A 17418-nucleotide genomic window follows, 5' to 3' on the forward strand; every position below is an offset into this window, starting at 1 on the left:
GAAGCCATGCTCCAGCAGGCGGGCGCGCGCCACTTGCGGATGGGTGTCCAGCGTGACCGAGACGACGTCGCGGGACATGATGTCCCGGCAGCTGATGTCGGCATGCAGGCGTTCCAGCGCATGAAGCTCGGCATTGACCAGCAGGGTGCCGAGATCCTCGCGGCTGACGTCCAGCGTCTCGGCCAGCGTGCGCAGCGCGACGTCCACGTCGCCCTGGGTCAGGCCGGGGCGCAGCTGCGGCGGCGGATCGCTGGTGCGGTGGGTGTTCACCGCCTTGTGCGGATAGCGGTGGCCGGACAGCCGGTGGAACATCAGCCCGGCGGTCAGCAGCAGGATGGAGTTCACCGCGACGGGGAAGAAGGCGAACTTGATCCCCATCTCCGTCACCGCCGGCCCGCCCAGCACCGCGGTCAGGGCGGCGGCTCCGCCCGGCGGGTGGAGGCAGCGGGTCAGCGACATGGTGGCGATGGCCAGCGCCACCGCGGCGGCTCCCGCCAGCATCGGGTCGGGGATGACGGCGGCGACCAGCACCCCGACGACGGCCGACAGCGTGTTGCCGCCGACGATCGACCAGGCTGGGCCAGCGGGCTGGCCGGCACGGCGAACAGCAGCACCGCCGACGCCCCCATCGGCGCAACCAGCACCGGCGCGCTGGACATGTAGGTCAGCATGTTGCGGCAGAGCAGCCCGGTCGCGGCGATGCCCAGCAGGGCGCCGCAGCAGGCGATCATGCGGTCGCGCAGCGTGGCGCCGGGCAGGATCGGCCGGAACACGAACTCCCCCCATCCCGCCAGACGGTCACGCAGGGCGGCAAGCTTTCCCCTCGTCATACGGTCCCCATCCCCCTGATTACGCAATCGGCACTCTGCCCGTTTGGTCGGCAGAGTCGGGGCAGGCTAAAACCTCAACAGAACTTGAGGTCAAGCGGAAATGGCTGCACACTGGCGGGACGGAGGGTTGCGGCAGAGGGGAGGACCGGGATGCTGTCGCCGGAGGAGTATGACAAGGACCTGACGGTGGGCGAGGTGGCGCGGCGGTCGGGAGTGGCAGTCTCGACCATCCATTTCTACGAGGCGCAGGGGCTGATCCGCAGCTGGCGCAATTCCGGCAACCAGCGCCGCTTCACCCGCGACGTGCTGCGGCGGGTGGCGGTGATCAAGGTGGCGCAGCGGCTGGGCATCTCGCTCGCCTCCATCGCCGACGCGCTGAACGCCCTGCCGGAGGACCGCACCCCCACCACCGCCGACTGGCAACGGATGTCGGAGCGCTGGCGGCAGGAACTGGACGAGCGCATCACCAAGCTGACGAAGCTGCGCGACAATCTGGACGGCTGCATCGGCTGCGGCTGCCTGTCGATCCGCGACTGTCCGCTTCGCAATCCGTGGGACGAGCTGGGGGATGGCGGCGCCGGGCCGCGCCTTCTGGATCCGGCTTGAGGATCGCGGCCCGGCGCTGCCTCCGGTCGTCAATCGACCTTCAGCGTCAGCGTGCCCATGGTGCCGTAGCGGGCGACCGAGCGGCTTCCCGGCTGGACGAAGACGGTGCCGGTGCAGGAGCCGGTGGTGACCACCTCCCCCGCATGCAGGCCGCCGAAGCTGCGGGCGCCGACATTGGCCATCCACACCAGCAGCCGTACCGGGTCGCCGGCGCTGTTGCCGCCGACGACATCGACCTTGGTCTCGCCGTCGACCTCCAGCGTCACCGACTCCGTGAGCGGATCGAGGGCGCGCCAGTCGGCGACGGCCGGGCCGACGATCAGTGCGCCGTGGTTGAACTGGTCCGCCATGTGGCTGAGCCTGTCCTGGCTGCCGAAGCCGGTGAAGCGGGTGTCGACGATCTCCCAGGCCGGATGGACGGAAGCCACGGCGTCCAGTACCTCGTCGCGGGTGTAGGGCTGCTCGCGCGCCGGCAGGTCGCGGCCGAAGCGGTAGGCGATCTCGGCCTCCACCCCGATGACCTGGAACAGGTTGGCCGGCAGGTGGTCGGCACCCTCGAAGACGGTGGCGGCGTTGATCGGCGCGCGGAAGGGCTCGGCATCGGGCGTGGCGGCGCCGACCTTCCAGGCGGTGACGGGGCCCAGGCGGCGGGCGACGGCGTCCTGGATCGCATAGGCCTCCGCCTCGTCGGCGGGGCGGCTGTCCAGCCCGGTCAGCCACTTGCGGGTTTCGCGTGCCGCGATCAGGGCCTCGACGGTATCGGTCATGACAGGTCTCTATGGTGGGTGGAATGAGTGGGAGCGCCGCAGGATTGGCGGACGACCAGCCGGCTCGGCAGGATGATCCGCTCGGGCGGGCCTTGCGGGTCGGCGATGCGGCGCAGGAGCAGGCGGGCGGCTTCCTGCCCGATCTGCCTTGCGGAGGTGGCGACGGTGGTGAGCGCCGGGCGGCTGAGCGCCGCCTCCGGCACGTCGTCGAAGCCGGTGACGGCCAGATCGCGCCCGGCCCTGTGGCCGCGCGCCTCCAGCCCCAGCATCAGTCCGAGCGCCACCACGTCGTTGTAGCACAGGGCCGCGGTGGGGGGCTGCGGCCGATTCAGCAGATCATCCGCCACCTCGGCACCCGACCGCCGGGTCAGCGGGCAGCGCAGGACCGGATGGTCGGTCAGCCCATGCCGCCGCATCGCCGCGGTGAAGCCGGCATGGCGTGCCGCGTAGGCGGAATGGTCCAGCGTCCCGCCGACGAAGGCGATCCGGCGATGTCCCAGCCCGACCAGATGGTCGACGAGCGTCTCGACGCCGGCTTGGTAATCCACCCCGGCATAGTCGCGCCCCGCATCCGAGACGGAGCGCAGGGCCTGCACGGCGGGCAGGCGCCAGCGGTCGAGCCGGTCGAGCAGGTCGGGAGGGGTGCCGGCGGCCGGGCAGAGGATCACCCCGTCGACATTGTGTTCCCGCATCCGTTGCAGGAAACGCTCCTGCCGCTCCGGCTGCTCGGCGGTGTTGGCGATGAAGGCGACGAAGCCCTCGGCGTCCAGCACATCGTCCACCCCCGCCGTCAGCTCGGCATAGAAGGGGTTGTTGAGTTCGCAGACCAGCAGTCCGACGGTCTGGGTGCGGGCGGCGCGCAGGGTGGCGGCGCCGCGGTTGTAGATGTAGCCCAGCGCCGCCATGGCGGCCTGGACCCGCTCCCGCGTCTCCGCCGCCACCAGCGGGCTGCCGCGCAGCACCAGCGACACCGTCGACCGCGACACCCCGGCGTGGCCGGCGACCTCCGTCAGGGTGATGCGGTCGTTTCCCGGTTTGTTGCTATCCGGCGGTTTGTCCACGCTGGCGGGGCCTCACACCACGGCGGTCGGCAGCGGCCGGCCGGCGAAGAAGGCTTCCAGATTGTCCAGCACCAGCTGGCCCATCGCCATGCGGGTCTCGATCGTGGCGCTGGCCTGATGCGGCTGCAGGACGACGTTGTCGAGGCCGTAGAAGCCCTCCGGCACGTTGGGCTCGTCGGCGAAGACGTCCAGCCCGGCCCCGCCGACCCGGCCTTCGGTCAATGCCGCCAGCAGTTCCGGCTCGTCCACCACGCTGCCGCGGGCGACGTTGACCAGGAGGCCGTCGGGCCCCAGCGCGTCCAGCAGCTCACGGCCCACCATGTTGCGCGAGTCCGGCCCGGCCGACGCCGCGACCACCAGGATGTCGCTTTCCCGCGCCAGATCGACCGGCGAGGCGACGAAGCGGTAGGACACGCCCTCGCGAGGCTTGCGGTTGGTGTAGGCGATGGTCATGCCGAAGGCTTCGGCGCGCTTGGCGATGGCCTCGCCGATGCGGCCCAGCCCCAGCACGCCCAGCCGCTTGCCGCTGACCTTGCGGGCGAGCGGCAGCTTGCCCGTCGGCCATTGCCCGGCCCGGACGAAGCGGTCGCCCACCATCATCCGGCGCGAGGCGGCGATCAGCAGCCCGATGGCGAGATCCGCCACGTCGTCGGTCAGCACATCTGGCGTGTTGGTGACGCGCACGCCGCGGCCGCGGGCATGCTCCAGATCGACCGCATCGGTGCCGACGCCGTTGATGGCGACGATCCCGAGCCTCGGCAGGGCGTCGACCACGGCGTTCTTGACGCCGGTCCCGCCGCCGGTGACGACGGCGCGCACCCGGTCGGCCAGCTCGGCGATCAGCCGGTCGCGGTCGGGCGCGGCGGACAGGCGGTGGACGGTGTAGGCCGCGTCGAGCGCCTGCTCGATGGCGGGCATCATGGGTTCGACGAGGAGGATTTCGGGCTTCATCACGACTGTCCTTGGTGGAACGGAAGGTCCTTAGTGCGCCAGAATCTGGCCGAGGAAGCTCCGCGTCCGCTCCGATTTCGGGGCGGTGAAGAACTCCTCCGGCGTGTTCTGCTCGACGATCTCGCCGCGGTCCATGAAGATCACGCGATGGGCGACCGACTTGGCGAATCCCATCTCGTGCGTCACGCACAGCATGGTCATGCCGTCTTCCGCCAATCCGATCATGGTGTCCAGCACCTCCTTGACCATTTCGGGATCGAGCGCGGAGGTCGGCTCGTCGAACCAGCATTACCTTCGGATTCATGCAGAGCGACCGGGCGATGGCGACGCGCTGCTGCTGGCCTCCCGAAAGCTGGCCGGGATATTTGTCGGCCTGTTCGGGAATGCGCACCCGCTCCAGATAGCGCAGCGCGGTGGCCCTCGCCTCGTCCTTGGTCGTGCCGCGCACCTTCATCGGCGCCAGCATGCAGTTCTCCAGCACGGTCAGGTGCGGGAACAGGTTGAAGCTTTGGAACACCATGCCGACCTCCCGCCGCACGGTGTCGAGCTGGCGGTGATGGGGGCCGAGCTCGACGCCGTTGACGGTGATGCGGCCCTTCTGGTGGCGTTCCAGCTGGTTGATGCAGCGGATCAGGGTCGATTTTCCCGATCCGGACGGGCCGCAGATGACGATCCGCTCGCCCCGGTGGACCTCCAGGTCGATGTCCTTCAGCACCTGGAAGTGATCGTACCATTTCTGGACGCCTTCCATGCGGATGACGACATCCGCGCTCATCGGTCCGGACACCACTGCCATGGTCTTACCCTCCACCGGGGAAATGCGGTTGCTCTAAGCTCAGGACTTGCCGGACGTGACCGCCGCCGGCAGGTCGGTGCCCAGCCACTTCTGATGGATGGCGTTCAGCTCCCCGTTCTTCTTCACCGTGTCGAGGAAGCCGTTGACCCAGCTCTGAAGCTTGTCCTGGCCCTGGCGCATGGCGACGCCCTGCACCTGGCTCTTCAGCACGAACTTCATCTCGTAATTGGCTTGCGGCGCCATCGTCTTGATCTGCTGCGCCACCACGTTGCTGACGCCAAGCGCATCGACCTGACCGGACAGCAGGGCCTGCACGGCGCTGGCGTCGTCGTCGAAGCGCATGATGCGGGCATCCTTCGGCGCCACCGCGGTCAGCGACTGGTCCTGGGTGCTGGCGCGGGCGACGCCGGCGCTCTTGCCCGACAGTTCCTCGGCCTTGGCGATCGGCGACTTCTGCGGGGCGAGCAGCCCGATCTCGATGGCGGCATAGGGGTCGGAGAAGGCGACCTGCTTGGCCCGTTCCGGCGTGATGCCGAGCGAGGCGACCAGCACGTCCACTTTGCGGTCAGCAGGTAGGGGATGCGGTTCGGCCCGGTGACCGGCACGATGTCCACCGGCACGCCCATGTGCTTGGCCATCAGCTTGGCGACGTCGGCGTCATAGCCGTCCGGCTTGCCGTCGCTGCTGGTGATGCCGAAGGGCGGGAAGTCGACCAGCATGCCGACGGTCAGCTTGCCCTTGCCCTTGATGTCCTCGACGCTCTGGGCGTTCGCCGTGGCGCTGAGGCCGATTGCGGCGGTCATCAAGGCGCCGGCGACGATCACGCGGCGGGTTACGGTGAAGGCCATGGTTGTTTCCTCCGAGTGCTTTTTAGGGTTTCAGCGTGTTGGGGCGGCGTAGCGGGCTTCCAGACGCTGACTCAACAGCGACAGCGGCCAGCACAGCGCGAAATAGATCGCGGCGACGATGCCGAAGACAGGAAGGGCTGGAAGGTGGCGTTGTTGACGATCTGCCCGGCGCGGGTCAGCTCGACGAAGCCGATGATGGCGGCCAGCGAGGTGCCCTTGATGACCTGCACCAGATAGCCGACGGTCGGCGGCACGGCGACCTTCACCGCCTGCGGCAGGATCACGTAGCGCATCAGGCCGGGATAGCGCAGGCCGAGCGCCGACGCTGCCTCCCATTGGCCCCTGGGCACCGACTGGATGCATCCGCGCCAGATCTCGCCCAGGAAGGCGCTGGTGTTCAGCGTCAGGCCGAGTGCGGCGGCCACCCACGGGCTCATGTCGATGCCCATCACGGTGGCGCCGAAGAAGACCAGGAACAGCTGCATCAGCAGCGGCGTGCCCTGGAAGACCTGGATGTAGCCGGTCGCCAGCCAGCGCAGCGGCTTCACGTCCGACGTGCGGCCGAGCGCCACGAACAGGCCGACGATGCCGCCGCCGATGAAGGCGATGGCCGACAGCAGCAGCGTCCACTGCACGGCGCTCAGCAGGAACAGGAACTCGTTGTATCCGAAGGCGCGGATCATCTTGCGGCCTCCTTCAGCGCCGGTCGACGGAATAGGCGAAGGCCAGCCGGTAGATGCCGGCGAACAGGGCCGAGAACATCAGCGCCAGCACCAGATAGATGCCGGTCACGACGATGTAGATTTCGAAGCTGCGGAAGGTCTGCGACTGGATGTTGTTGGCGACCGACGTCAGCTCGTCCGCGGAGATGGCGGACACGATGCTGGAGCTCAGCATCAGCAGGATGAATTGGCTGGTCAGCGCCGGATAGACCGTGCGCAGCGCCGGTTTCAGCACGATGTAGCGGAAGACCTGCAGCGGGCGCAGCCCCAGCGCCAACCCGGCTTCGATCTGGCCCTTGTGGATGGATTCGATGCCGGCGCGGATGATCTCGGTGGCATAGGCGCCGACATTGACGACCATCGCGATCAGCGCCGCCACGTCCGGCGACAGCCTGAGGCCGATGGTCGGCAACCCGAAGAAGATCAGGAAGATCTGGACCAGGAAGGGCGTGTTGCGGATGACCTCGATATAGGCGTTGATCAGCCAGCGCACCGGCTTCGGACCGGAGGTCTTGCCCAGCGCGCAGAGGATGGCGACCACCAGCCCGATGGCCATGGCGCCGAACGACAGCTTGATCGTCAGCCAGGCCCCGCCCAGCAGCATGTCCCACGACGCGAACACCGCGTCGAATTGAAAGTCGTAGGTCACGGGCGTTCCTCCGCACCCGCGTCGCACCGGCCTTTCCATGGCCCGGCGTCGCGCGGATCGCCTTTGTCCATCGGGCATCCATCCGGGATCAGCGCCCGGAAGTCATGTCGGGCTCTCGTGGCTTCGCAGCCACCAATCCGGTGCCCCTCAGTCTTTGGACAGGCTAATTGGATCGATCCAAATGCGCAATGGAAAATGAGGAGAGTCGGGACAATTCGTATACCAGATGTTTGGCGGTTGCTCGGACGGGGCGCTGGCGAAACCTTCCATTGCGACGGGACGTTTCATCCGCAGCCGGAAAGCCTCACCCGGTCCGTCCAACAGCACGAGGAGTGCCGCCCGCCATGACCGCCAGACAAAGCGCCGCTCCGGGCTCCGCGCCGCGGAATGCCGCGGTGAGCAGCCTCGTGCCCGCCCGGATGGACCGGCTGCCCTGGGCCCGATTCCATTGGATGGTCGTGGTCGGGCTGGGTGTCAGCTGGATCCTGGATGGTATCGAAATCCAGTTGATCTCGGCCTCCGGCTACAAGGAAAGCCTGGGCATGTCGAGCGCCGAGGTCGGGCTCGCCGGCACCATCTATCTGATGGGACAGGTGGTCGGCGCACTCGTCTTCGGGCGGCTGACCGACCGCTGGGGACGCAAGCGGCTGTTCATCACCACGCTGGCGATCTACCTGATCGCCTCCGGCATCGCAGGATTCGCCTGGACGCCGTGGTTCCTCTATCTCTGGCGCTTCGTCGCCGGGATGGGGATCGGCGGCGAATATGCCGCCATCAATTCCGCCATCGACGAGCTGATTCCCGCCCGCCACCGCGGCCGGGTCGATATCGCCATCAACGGCACCTATTGGGGCGGTGCGATGATCGGCGCCGTCGGCAGCGTCTTCCTTCTCGACCATTCCCTGGTCCCGGAGGACCTCGGCTGGCGCATCGCCTTCTTCATCGGCCCGATCCTGGGGCTGGCCATCATCTATCTGCGCCGCTTCATCCCGGAAAGCCCGCGCTGGATGGTCACCCACGGGATGGAAGAAGAGGCCGAGCGCATCGTCGACGGCATCGAGGCCAGCGTTCGCGCCCAGGGAAAGCCGCTGCCGCCCGTCGATCCGCGTCGGGCCATGTCCATCATCCCCGAAGATTCGGTGTCCTACGCCCAGCTGGTGGACGTCTTCTTCCGGCAGTATCCGTCACGCACCTTCCTGGGCGTGACGATGATGGTCACGCAGTCCTTCCTCTACAACGCGATCTTCTTCACCTACGCCCTGGTCCTGCAGAATTTCTATCATCTCGACCCATCGCAGACGGCGCTCTATTTCTTTCCCTTCGCCGCCGGAAACCTGATCGGACCGCTGCTGCTGGGGCCGCTGTTCGACACGGTGGGGCGGCGGCGGATGATCTTCGGCACCTATGTGCTGGCAGGAACCGTGCTGCTGGCCTCCGCCATCCTGTTCCGGCAGGGGGTGCTGACGGCGGACACGCACACGGTGTTCTGGTGCGTGTCGTTCTTTTTCGCTTCGGCGGGCGCGTCGTCGGCCTATCTGACCGTCAGCGAGATCTTCCCGTTGGAGGTGCGGGCGCAGGCCATCTCCTATTTCTTCGCCGTCGCCCAGGTGGTGGGCTCCACCGGGCCGCTGCTGTTCGGCTGGCTGGTGGGGGAGGGAACGGAGCGCGACCCGCTGTTCTGGGGCTATGTGCTGGGGTCGGTGGTGATGATGTTCGGCGGCGTGGTCGCCCTGATCTACGGCGTCGATGCCGAAGGCAAGGGGCTGGAGGAGATCGCAGAACCGCTGACCAAGGCCAACCGCGACCGCGGGGTGGGGGAGGAGGCGGCGGAGACGATCTGACCGCCGCCGTGTCTCATCCGGGAGTCGCGGTTCCGGACGCGCGGGCGCCGTTCAGGAACAGCCGCACCGCCTGCCGGACATAGCGGTCGAGGTCGGGGATGGCCGGCGCGCTCTGCGGCAGGATCAGGCGGCGCACAAGCAGGTTGCCGGTGACCATGCCCAGGAAGGCCTGGGCGGCCACGGCCGGATCCTCGATCTGCAAGGTGCCGTTGTTCGACAGGCGTTGCAGATATTCGGCAAGGCGGCGGATGGCGTTTTCCGGGCCGATGCGGAAGAAGGCCTCGGCGATGTCCGGCACGCGGTCGCCTTCGGAGATCAGGATGCGGACGGTGCCGGTCGTCTCCTCGTTCAACAGGGCCTTGACCAGATGAAGGGCGAAGGCGGTCAGCCCGGCTTCCGGCGTGACGCGATCGTCGGCCTGGGCCGGGGCGAGACCGGAGAGGATCATGGCGTTGTCCTCCTCCATGATCGCGCGGAACAGGCCCTCTTTGTCGCCGAAATGCTCGTACAGCGTGGCGCGGGAGCCGCCGGCCACGGCGATGATGTCGCTGAGCGTCGTCTTCTCGAACCCCTTCTCGATGAACAGCCGCCGGGCGGCGGCCAGGATCGCCTGCCGGCGCGCCAGTCCGCGCGGTCCGCAGGTGGCGGGGCCGGTCGCCAGCGGTCCGGCAGTGGCTCCGGCGGCGACATCGGCCTTGTGGCTGCTGTTCGTCATGGTGCGCTTTCCTCCGGGGCGGCGGCGCCCGCGTCCGGTCTGATTGTTCGTTCCACGCAAATGCGGGTGCGCCACTGTAGAACGTCTGCACCGGGAGGGGGGCTCGGCGCGATCTGTAAAAAAGACGCAGGGCGAGCCCCCTCCGGCAGTGTCATCGCGACAGCAGGATCGGGGTGTTCGCCTTTGCCAGAACCGTGCGGGTCGTCCCGCCGAAGACGAATTCGCTGATCCGCGGCCGACCATAGGCGCCCATCACCAGCAGGTCGGCATCCACCGTGCGCGCATGGTCCAGCAGCACGGTGCCGGCGTCGGTGCCGGGGCGCTGTTCCAGCACCACCTCCACCCCGTTGCGCGCCAGATGGCGGGACATGTCGGCCCCGGGATCGCCGCCGAGCAGGCCGTTCGGGCGCGCTTCCGGCACCACGACCAGATGCACGATGTCCGCCGCGCTCAGCAATGGCATGGCGAGCGCGATGGCCGTCGCCGCCTCGCGGCTGCCGTTCCAGCCGACGACGATGCGCCGGCCGATGCGGTGCGACGGCCAGCCCGCCGGCAGAAGCAGGGTGGGGCGGCCGGAGGCGAAGATCACATCCTCCGACAGGCTGAGCATTCGCGCCGGCCGGGTCGGCCGCAGCGGCGGACCGACGATGGCGAGGCTGGCATGGCGGGCGTGGAGCATCAGCGCCTCGCCATCCTCATGGTCGGACAGGCGCCATTCGCCGCTGATGCCGGTGTCGGCGACGATGCGCTCGAACAGCGTCCGCGCCTCCGCCGCTGCATTGCGGGCGGCGGTATGATGCTGGCGCAGCATGGCTTCCAGCCCGCCGCCGCGGGCGAAGCCGCTGCCGGGGGTCAGTTCCAGCCGGTTGACGACGAATGTGGCGATCAGGTGCGCCTGCCAGCTTTGTGCCAGCGCGGCGGCATAAGCAAGCCGGCCGGCCCGCTCCTCGTCCGCCTCGATGAAAACGACGATGTCCTTCGGCATTCCGGGGCGCATTTCTCGGGCCTCTTGCTTGGCGGTTCGTTGGGGGCGTGATTGGGTCGGAGTGCCGTCAGGACGCCAACGGGGACGGGGCGGTTCCGCGAAGGAACAGACGGACGCAAGCGCGCACATAGGCCTCCACCGCCGGCATGTCGACAGGCCGGTCGGGCAGGATCAGCCGCTCCATCAGGAGGTTGCCGGTCACCATGCCGCAGAAGGCCTGCGCCGCCGCATCGGAGTCGGCGACGCGGATCCGTCCTGCCGCGGCCAGTTCGCGCAGGCAGCGGGCCATCCGCTCGCGTGTGCGCTCCGGCCCGACGCGGAAGAAGGTCTCGACGAGATCGGGAATGCGGGCGCCTTCGGAGATCAGCGTGCGCAGGATCGCCGTCGTTTGCGGTTGCGTCAGCGCATGCATGATGTGGAGCGCGATGCGAACCAGCCGCTCTTCCGGATCGGCAGCCTGCTCCGAAACGCTGCCGGCCGGGGCATCCAGGGCGAGGGCGTCCGGTGCCATGCCGTCCAGCACCCGGGCGCAATGTTCCTCCATCATGGCGCGGAACAGGCCGTCCTTGTCGCCGAAATGAGCATAGAGCGTCGTGCGCGACCCGCCGGCGAGCCGCAGCACATCGCTGAGCGACGTGCCGGCATAGCCCTTCTCGACGAACAACGCCGCCGCGGCATCCAGCAGGGCCCGGCAGCGTGCATGACCGCGGGTGCCCGTTCCGGCGCCGTATTCCACCCCCCTTGCATCCAGCCCCGTATCGGGCATTGCGGAACCCCCTTGCGCGCTGCAGCATTCTGAATGTATCGTCTGGTACAGTGTACTGTATGAGACAGTACTAAGCAACGGGGATGTGCCGGTCCACCCGCAGCCCGGACCGAAGGCCGGCTCAAAGCCCGGCCGTAGCAGGGAGACGGGACCGCAGACGCGCGGCGCCGAGACGAGGAAAGAGATGTTCAGATCCAACTCATTCATGACGCTGGCCGCGGCGGCTGCGCTGATCGCGGTGCTCGCCGGCTGCAACCAGCAGAAGCAGGCGGCCGGACAGCCGCAGGCCGGCGGTCCGCCGGAGGTGTCGGTCATCACCATCGGACCGCAGCGCCTGACCGTAACGACCGAGCTGCCGGGACGCACCGCCGCCTACCGGGTGGCTGAAATCCGCCCGCAGGTCAGCGGCATCGTGCTGAAGCGCTTCTTCCGCGAGGGCAGCGACGTCAAGGCCGGCGAGCAGCTCTACCAGATCGATCCCGCCACCTACGAGGCGTCGCTGGCGAGCGCCCAGGCCGACGTGCAAAAGGCGGAAGCCAACCTGCAGGCCGCGCGCAACAAGGCGGGACGCTATGGCGACCTCGTGAAGAACAGCGTGGTCAGCAAGCAGGATTTCGACGACGTCCAGGCCACGCTGAAGCAGAACGAGGCGCAGGTGGCCGCGGCCAAGGCCGCCTACAACCTCGCCAGCATCAACCTGAACTACACCAAGGTGTTCGCGCCGATCTCCGGCCGCATCGGCAAGTCGGCGGTCACCGAAGGCGCGCTGGTCACCGCCAGCCAGGCGACGGCGCTGGCGACCATCCAGCAGTTCGACCCGATCTATGTCGACGTGACGCAGACCGCCTCGCAGCTGATGAAGCTGCGCGAGGACATGGCGACCGGCCGCATCCGCCCGGCGGAGCCCGGCAAGATCCCGGTGACGCTGTTCCTGAACAGCAACGGCGACGACACTCCCTATCCGGCGAAGGGCGAACTCCAGTTCTCCGACGTGACGGTGGATGCCGGCACCAGTTCGGTCCAGCTGCGCGCCGTCTTCCCCAATCCGAACAAGGAGTTGCTGCCCGGCCTGTTCGTCCGCGCCCGCGTGGAGCAGGGCGTCGCCGAGAACGCCATCACCGTCCCGCAGGCGGCGGTCAGCCGCGGACCGGACGGCAGCGCCCGCGTCTGGGTGGTGGGTGCCGACAACAAGGCGGCCCAGCGCACCATCAAGACCGAACGCGCGGTGGGCAATGTCTGGCTGGTGTCGGACGGGCTGGCCGCCGGCGAGCGGGTGGTCGTCGAAGGCCTGCAGAAGGTCAAGCCGGGTGCCGAGGTGAAGCCGGTGCCGGCCCAGAATGCCCTTGCCGCTTTGCCTGAAAAGGCCGCGTCGGCCCGCTGATCCAGGATACCGCCCTCATGTCAAAATTCTTCATCGACCGGCCGGTCTTCGCCTGGGTCATCGCCATCGTCATCATGATGGCCGGCGCCCTGGCGATCCTGCGGCTGCCCGTCGAGCAATATCCGAAGATCGCGCCGCCGACGGTGTCGATCTCCGCCAGCTATCCCGGCGCCTCGGCCAAGACGCTGGAGGACACGGTCACCCAGGTCATCGAACAGAAGATGACCGGGCTCGATCATTTCCGCTACATGTCCTCCAACAGCGACTCCTCCGGCAACGTTACCATCACGCTGACCTTCGAGCCGGAGGCCAACCCCGACATCGCCCAGGTCCAGGTGCAGAACAAGCTGCAGCTGGCCGTTCCCCTGCTGCCGCAGGAGGTCCAGCAACGCGGCCTCCAGGTGTCGAAGGCCGGCAACGACTTCCTGCTGGTGGTGGGGTTTGTGTCGAGCGACGGGCGCCTCAGCCAGGGCGACATCGCCGACTACGTCACCTCCAACCTGCAGGACACGCTGAGCCGCGTGGAAGGCGTCGGCGACGTTACCGTCTTCGGGCCGCAGCATGCCATGCGCATCTGGCTCGACCCCGACGCGCTGAACAACTTCGCGCTGACCACCACCGACGTCTCCAACGCGGTCAAGACGCAGAACGCGCAGGTCTCCGCCGGGCAGCTCGGCGGCGCGCCGGCCGTCGCGGGCCAGCAGATCAACGCCACCATCACCGCCCAGTCGCGCCTGCAGACGCCGGAGCAGTTCGGCGCCATCCTGCTGCGGGTGAACCCCGACGGCTCCCAGGTGCGGCTGCGCGACGTGGCGCGGATCGAGATCGGGTCCGAGACCTACGAGATCAGCGCCGCCTACAACGGCAAGCCGGCGGCGGGCGTCGGCATCAAGCTGGCGACCGGCGCCAACGCGCTGGACACCGCCGGTGCGGTCAAGGCCCGCGTGGCGGAATTGCAGCCCTTCTTCCCGGCGGGCATCGAGGTCATCTACCCCTACGACACCACGCCCTTCGTCGAACTGTCGATCCATGAGGTGATCAAGACGCTGTTCGAGGCCATCGTCCTCGTCTTCGTCGTGATGTACCTGTTCCTGCAGAACTTCCGCGCCACGCTGATCCCGACCATCGCAGTGCCGGTGGTGCTGCTCGGCACCTTCGGCGTGCTGTCGGCCTTCGGATTTTCGGTCAACGTGCTGACGATGTTCGGCATGGTGCTGGCCATCGGCCTGCTGGTGGACGACGCCATCGTCGTCGTCGAGAATGTCGAGCGCGTGATGAGCGAGGAGGGGCTGCCCCCGCGCGAGGCGACGCGCAAGTCGATGGACCAGATCACCGGCGCGCTCGTCGGCATCGCGCTGGTGCTGTCGGCGGTGTTCGTGCCGATGGCCTTCTTCGGCGGGTCGGCCGGCGCCATCTACCGCCAGTTCTCGCTCACCATCGTATCGGCGATGGCGCTGTCGGTGGTGGTCGCCCTGGTGCTGACCCCGGCGCTGTGCGCCACCATCCTGAAGCCTGTGACCGTCGGTCACGGTCATTCGAAGAGGGGCTTCTTCGGCCTGTTCAACCGTGGCTTCGACGCCAGCAGCCGGGTCTATGTCCGCGGCGTGCGCGGTGCGGTGAACCGGCTGGGCCGCTATTTCATCGCCTATCTGCTGATCCTCGGCGGGCTGGGCTACCTGTTCCTGCAGATGCCGTCCTCCTTCCTGCCGACGGAGGACCGCGGCCAGCTGTTCGTGCTGTGGTCGGCCCCGCCGAACGCCAGCGCGGAGCGCACGGCCGAGACCGCCAAGGCCGTCACCACCCATTTCCTGGAAAAGGAGAAGGACAGCGTCGAGGGCCTGTTCACCATCGTCGGGTTCAACTTCTCCGGCCGCGGCCAGAATGCCGGCATGGCCTTCGTCCGGCTGAAGGACTGGAGCGAGCGCGAATCCCCGGCGCTGAAGCCGCAGGCCATCGCCGGCCGGGCGATGGGGGCGCTGTCGCGGCTGAAGGATGCGGTGGTCTTCGCCTTCCTGCCGCCATCGGTTCCCGGCCTCGGCAACGCCACCGGCTTTGACCTGCAGTTGGTCGACCGCGGCGGGCTGGGCCATGACCGGCTGATGCAGGCGCGCAACCAATTGCTGGGCATGGCGGCACAGAACCCGAAGCTGGTCGGCGTCCGCCCCAACGGCCTGGAGGACACGCCGCAGTTCAAGCTGGACGTCGATCGCGAGAAGGCGAGCGCGCTCGGCCTGTCGCTCAGCGACATCAACACGACGCTGTCGGCGGCATGGGGCTCGTCCTACGTCAACGACTTCATCGACCAGGGCCGGGTGAAGAAGGTCTATCTGCAGGCCGATGCGCCCTACCGCATGCAGCCGAGCGACATCGACCGCTGGTACGTGCGCAATGCCGCCGGGCAGATGGTCCCCTTCTCCGCCTTCACGACGGCACAGTGGATCTACGGCTCGCCGAAGCTGGAGCGCTACAACGGCGCCTCCTCGCTGAACATCCAGGGGTCGGCCGCGCCGGGCATCAGCTCCGGCGAGGCGATGGCCGAGATGGAGGCGATGATGCGGAAGCTGCCGCAGGGCATCGGCTACGAGTGGACCGGCCTGTCCTACGAGGAACGGCTCAGCGGCTCGCAGGCCCCGGCGCTCTACGCCCTGTCGATGATCATCGTCTTCCTCTGCCTGGCGGCGCTCTATGAAAGCTGGTCGGTGCCGGCGTCGGTGATCATGGTGGTGCCGCTGGGCGTCATCGGCGCGGTCATCGCGGCGACGCTGCGCGGCCTGCCGAGCGACGTCTATTTCCAGGTCGGCCTGCTGACCACCATCGGCCTGTCGGCGAAGAACGCCATCCTGATCGTGGAGTTCGCCAAGTCGCTCTACGACGAGGGCATGGAGCTGAAGGAGGCGGCGATCGAGGCCTGCCGCCAGCGCCTGCGGCCGATCATCATGACCTCCCTGGCCTTCGTCCTCGGCGTGCTGCCGCTGGCGATCGCAACCGGCGCGGGGTCGGAGAGCCAGAACGCCATCGGCGTCGGCGTGATGGGCGGCATGATCTCCGCCACCGTGCTGGCGATCCTGTTCGTCCCGGTCTTCTTCGTCGCGGTCTACCGCCTGTTCGTCCGCAGGCGCCCCGGCCATGGCGCCATGCCGCAGCCGGCGGCAGGGGACTGAGCGGGCAGGCTCCCGCCAAACCAACGGAAAAGCGCCGGGTCCCTCGCGGGCCCGGCGCTTTTTCTTGGGCGGCGGGATGGAACAATGTGGAACAGGTCCATGCCATCCGTTCAGTTTGCCTAACCCTTCCTTTCGTGGGACGTCCCACGAAAGGAAGGGGCGGCTTGTGGGCCATGCGGTGTCGGAAGGGACGCGGCCTCTACGCTTCCGCCGTTACTGGGCCGGCAGCGCCGGGACGCCGTCCTTCCACTGGTCCCAGTGGCCGACGATGTGGTCGACCATGCGGGAGCCGACCAGTTCCACATTCTCCACCGTCTCGGCGAAGCCGCCGGCCGTTTCGCCCGGCTTCGGGTCGAGATGCTGCAGGGTGGTCTCGTTCGGGTTGCCCTGGTCGAAATTGACGGCGCCGCGCAGGCTCATCACCCGGTCGGAGCCCTGCAGCCGCTTGATCACCAGCGTGATCGCCGCGGCTTCCATTTCGGTGATGACGTAGTCGTCGGCGCCATAGAGCTTGGCGATGTACTGCGCCTGCTCCGACATCCCGGGGCCGTGGAAGAAGGTGTCGCCGGTCATGTGCGTGCCGGTGCCCACGAAAGGAGCACGTTGCGCGGCTTCCTGCGGATAACGCTTGCGATAGGCACGGGCGGACTCGCTGTCCTTCAGCGGCGTGTCGGCAGTCAGCCGCATCGCCCAGGAGACCAGCGCCGGATTCATCGGGAACAGGCGCACCGCTTCATAGCCCTTGCGCGGCATGAAGGTCGGTTCGCCCGGCTTGCCTTCCTCCGGCGCCCAGCGGTGACCCAGGTCGTAATCGACCACCCAGGTCGCCCAGCTGACCTCGCCGATGGTGCCGCGCGACGGCGGGGTGCCGGCCACGCCGGTGACCAGGAAATAGGCTTGCGACAAGTCGAGCTGCGGGTTCAGCAGGATCGCCTGCATCGAGGCGGAGGAACTGACCTTACCCATACCCAGCACCGACCCGCACACGCCGTCGGCATTGCAGTAGACCGGGTTCAGCGCACCCTTCACCGTGATCGGCTCGGCAGTCCGCCAATAGCGCTCGTACCAGTGCTGGAACTCGCCCGCCCGGTCGCCGGTGTTCTTGCCGATCTCGAACATCGATCCGACGAACACCTTGACCTTGACCGGCTCCGCGGCCTGGAGGGACCCGTTCAGCCCGAACAGGAGCAGGGCCGACAGGGCGGCGCTGCGGCAGCAGGAGAGCAACGACATCGAACTTTCACTCCGTGGGAAAAAGACGCACGGGAGTATGCAATGCCCGAGCCATGCCCGTCCGTTTTCATTCGTGCAGAAACGGAAAACGCCCCGCACCGGGCGG

15 protein-coding genes and 3 pseudogenes are annotated in these 17418 nt (G+C 68.0%); 5 read left to right on the forward strand and 13 right to left on the reverse strand.

Annotated features, from left to right (window positions below; all coding sequences use genetic code 11):
- Window positions 1-531, reverse strand: a 531-nt coding sequence (locus tag F1643_RS24005) for an HPP family protein (protein ID WP_370540712.1), incomplete at its 3' end; no start/stop codon positions are given.
- Window positions 450-830, reverse strand: a complete 381-nt coding sequence (locus F1643_RS24010) for an HPP family protein (RefSeq protein ID WP_255543054.1) — start codon at window positions 828-830, stop codon at window positions 450-452. The genes F1643_RS24010 and F1643_RS24005, both read right to left, overlap by 82 nt.
- A 150-nt stretch (window positions 831-980) precedes the next feature.
- Here F1643_RS24010 and soxR point away from each other — a divergent pair, with 150 nt between their 5' ends.
- Window positions 981-1436 (forward strand): redox-sensitive transcriptional activator SoxR, encoded by a 456-nt coding sequence (soxR, locus tag F1643_RS19250; RefSeq protein ID WP_194914851.1) that lies wholly within the window; start codon window positions 981-983, stop codon window positions 1434-1436.
- A 29-nt stretch (window positions 1437-1465) separates the two neighbouring features.
- Here soxR and F1643_RS19255 read toward each other — a convergent pair whose 3' ends face one another.
- From F1643_RS19255 to F1643_RS24015, 5 genes and pseudogenes are all read right to left on the reverse strand, one after another.
- On the reverse strand, window positions 1466-2203 hold the full coding sequence (locus F1643_RS19255) for a 2-keto-4-pentenoate hydratase (protein WP_194914852.1): 738 nt from the start codon (window positions 2201-2203) through the stop codon (window positions 1466-1468).
- A complete protein-coding gene (locus F1643_RS19260) occupies window positions 2200-3264 on the reverse strand; it encodes a LacI family DNA-binding transcriptional regulator (protein WP_194914853.1) in 1065 nt (354 codons plus the stop codon). Before F1643_RS19260 ends, F1643_RS19255 begins: the two co-directional genes overlap by 4 nt.
- Before the next feature lie 12 nt (window positions 3265-3276).
- Window positions 3277-4215, reverse strand: coding sequence for a 2-hydroxyacid dehydrogenase (locus tag F1643_RS19265; protein WP_194914854.1), 939 nt, complete (start codon window positions 4213-4215; stop codon window positions 3277-3279).
- A gap of 30 nt (window positions 4216-4245) precedes the next feature.
- Window positions 4246-5011, reverse strand: a pseudogene (locus F1643_RS19270) (amino acid ABC transporter ATP-binding protein).
- A 39-nt stretch (window positions 5012-5050) separates the two neighbouring features.
- Window positions 5051-5814 (reverse strand): annotated as a pseudogene (locus tag F1643_RS24015) (transporter substrate-binding domain-containing protein).
- Here F1643_RS24015 and F1643_RS24025 point away from each other — a divergent pair.
- Window positions 5729-5911: a hypothetical protein gene (locus tag F1643_RS24025; protein ID WP_255543061.1), complete on the forward strand. Its 183-nt coding sequence runs from the start codon at window positions 5729-5731 to the stop codon at window positions 5909-5911. The pseudogene F1643_RS24015 and the gene F1643_RS24025 sit on opposite strands and share 86 nt — an antisense overlap.
- Here F1643_RS24025 and F1643_RS19280 read toward each other — a convergent pair.
- Together F1643_RS19280 and F1643_RS19285 are read right to left on the reverse strand one after the other, a co-directional pair.
- Window positions 5890-6542 (reverse strand): annotated as a pseudogene (locus F1643_RS19280) (amino acid ABC transporter permease). The gene F1643_RS24025 and the pseudogene F1643_RS19280 sit on opposite strands and share 22 nt — an antisense overlap.
- Window positions 6543-6555: 13 nt before the next feature.
- Window positions 6556-7230 carry an amino acid ABC transporter permease gene (locus F1643_RS19285; RefSeq protein ID WP_194914855.1) on the reverse strand — a complete coding sequence of 225 codons (675 nt, stop codon included), beginning with the start codon at window positions 7228-7230 and terminating at the stop codon, window positions 6556-6558.
- A gap of 395 nt (window positions 7231-7625) precedes the next feature.
- On the opposite strand from F1643_RS19285, the gene F1643_RS19290 reads away from it, so the two are divergent.
- Entirely contained in the window at window positions 7626-9071 is a 1446-nt protein-coding gene (locus F1643_RS19290) for an MFS transporter (RefSeq protein WP_370540713.1), read from the forward strand.
- Window positions 9072-9084: 13 nt separating this feature from the next.
- On the opposite strand, the gene F1643_RS19295 is transcribed toward F1643_RS19290, so the two are convergent.
- From F1643_RS19295 to F1643_RS19305, 3 genes are all read right to left on the reverse strand, one after another.
- Entirely contained in the window at window positions 9085-9786 is a 702-nt protein-coding gene (locus F1643_RS19295) for a TetR/AcrR family transcriptional regulator (protein ID WP_194914858.1), read from the reverse strand.
- 151 nt (window positions 9787-9937) lie between these two features.
- Window positions 9938-10771: a universal stress protein gene (locus F1643_RS19300; protein WP_194914859.1), complete on the reverse strand. Its 834-nt coding sequence runs from the start codon at window positions 10769-10771 to the stop codon at window positions 9938-9940.
- Between the two features lie 67 nt (window positions 10772-10838).
- Window positions 10839-11537, reverse strand: coding sequence for a TetR/AcrR family transcriptional regulator (locus F1643_RS19305; protein ID WP_194914860.1), 699 nt, complete (start codon window positions 11535-11537; stop codon window positions 10839-10841).
- A gap of 184 nt (window positions 11538-11721) precedes the next feature.
- On the opposite strand from F1643_RS19305, the gene F1643_RS19310 reads away from it, so the two are divergent.
- Both F1643_RS19310 and F1643_RS19315 read left to right on the forward strand, forming a co-directional pair.
- On the forward strand, window positions 11722-12918 hold the full coding sequence (locus F1643_RS19310; RefSeq protein WP_194914862.1) for an efflux RND transporter periplasmic adaptor subunit: 1197 nt from the start codon (window positions 11722-11724) through the stop codon (window positions 12916-12918).
- Between the two features lie 17 nt (window positions 12919-12935).
- Window positions 12936-16079, forward strand: coding sequence for an efflux RND transporter permease subunit (locus tag F1643_RS19315; RefSeq protein ID WP_194914865.1), 3144 nt, complete (start codon window positions 12936-12938; stop codon window positions 16077-16079).
- Window positions 16080-16292: 213 nt separating this feature from the next.
- Here the strand turns inward: F1643_RS19315 and F1643_RS19320 are convergent, their stop codons facing one another.
- The gene (locus F1643_RS19320; protein ID WP_194914867.1) at window positions 16293-17312 is read right to left on the reverse strand and encodes a purine nucleoside permease; all 1020 of its coding nucleotides are present in this window, start codon (window positions 17310-17312) and stop codon (window positions 16293-16295) included.
- Window positions 17313-17418 lie beyond the last annotated feature (106 nt).

The sequence above is a fragment of the Azospirillum sp. INR13 genome (assembly GCF_015390205.1).
Lineage (GTDB): Bacteria > Pseudomonadota > Alphaproteobacteria > Azospirillales > Azospirillaceae > Azospirillum.

Excerpts from the sequence above, each read along its gene's own strand:
- F1643_RS19305 (WP_194914860.1), bottom strand. The coding sequence starts at position 11,537 with ATGCCCGATACGGGGCTGGATGCAAGGGGGGTGGAATACGGCGCCGGA.
- F1643_RS19320 (WP_194914867.1), bottom strand. The coding sequence starts at position 17,312 with ATGTCGTTGCTCTCCTGCTGCCGCAGCGCCGCCCTGTCGGCCCTGCTC.
- F1643_RS24025 (WP_255543061.1), top strand. The coding sequence starts at position 5,729 with ATGCCGACGGTCAGCTTGCCCTTGCCCTTGATGTCCTCGACGCTCTGG.
- F1643_RS19315 (WP_194914865.1), top strand. The coding sequence starts at position 12,936 with ATGTCAAAATTCTTCATCGACCGGCCGGTCTTCGCCTGGGTCATCGCC.
- F1643_RS19300 (WP_194914859.1), bottom strand. The coding sequence starts at position 10,771 with ATGCCGAAGGACATCGTCGTTTTCATCGAGGCGGACGAGGAGCGGGCC.
- F1643_RS19295 (WP_194914858.1), bottom strand. The coding sequence starts at position 9,786 with ATGACGAACAGCAGCCACAAGGCCGATGTCGCCGCCGGAGCCACTGCC.
- soxR (WP_194914851.1), top strand. The coding sequence starts at position 981 with ATGCTGTCGCCGGAGGAGTATGACAAGGACCTGACGGTGGGCGAGGTG.
- F1643_RS24010 (WP_255543054.1), bottom strand. The coding sequence starts at position 830 with ATGACGAGGGGAAAGCTTGCCGCCCTGCGTGACCGTCTGGCGGGATGG.
- F1643_RS19255 (WP_194914852.1), bottom strand. The coding sequence starts at position 2,203 with ATGACCGATACCGTCGAGGCCCTGATCGCGGCACGCGAAACCCGCAAG.
- F1643_RS19265 (WP_194914854.1), bottom strand. The coding sequence starts at position 4,215 with ATGAAGCCCGAAATCCTCCTCGTCGAACCCATGATGCCCGCCATCGAG.
- F1643_RS19310 (WP_194914862.1), top strand. The coding sequence starts at position 11,722 with ATGTTCAGATCCAACTCATTCATGACGCTGGCCGCGGCGGCTGCGCTG.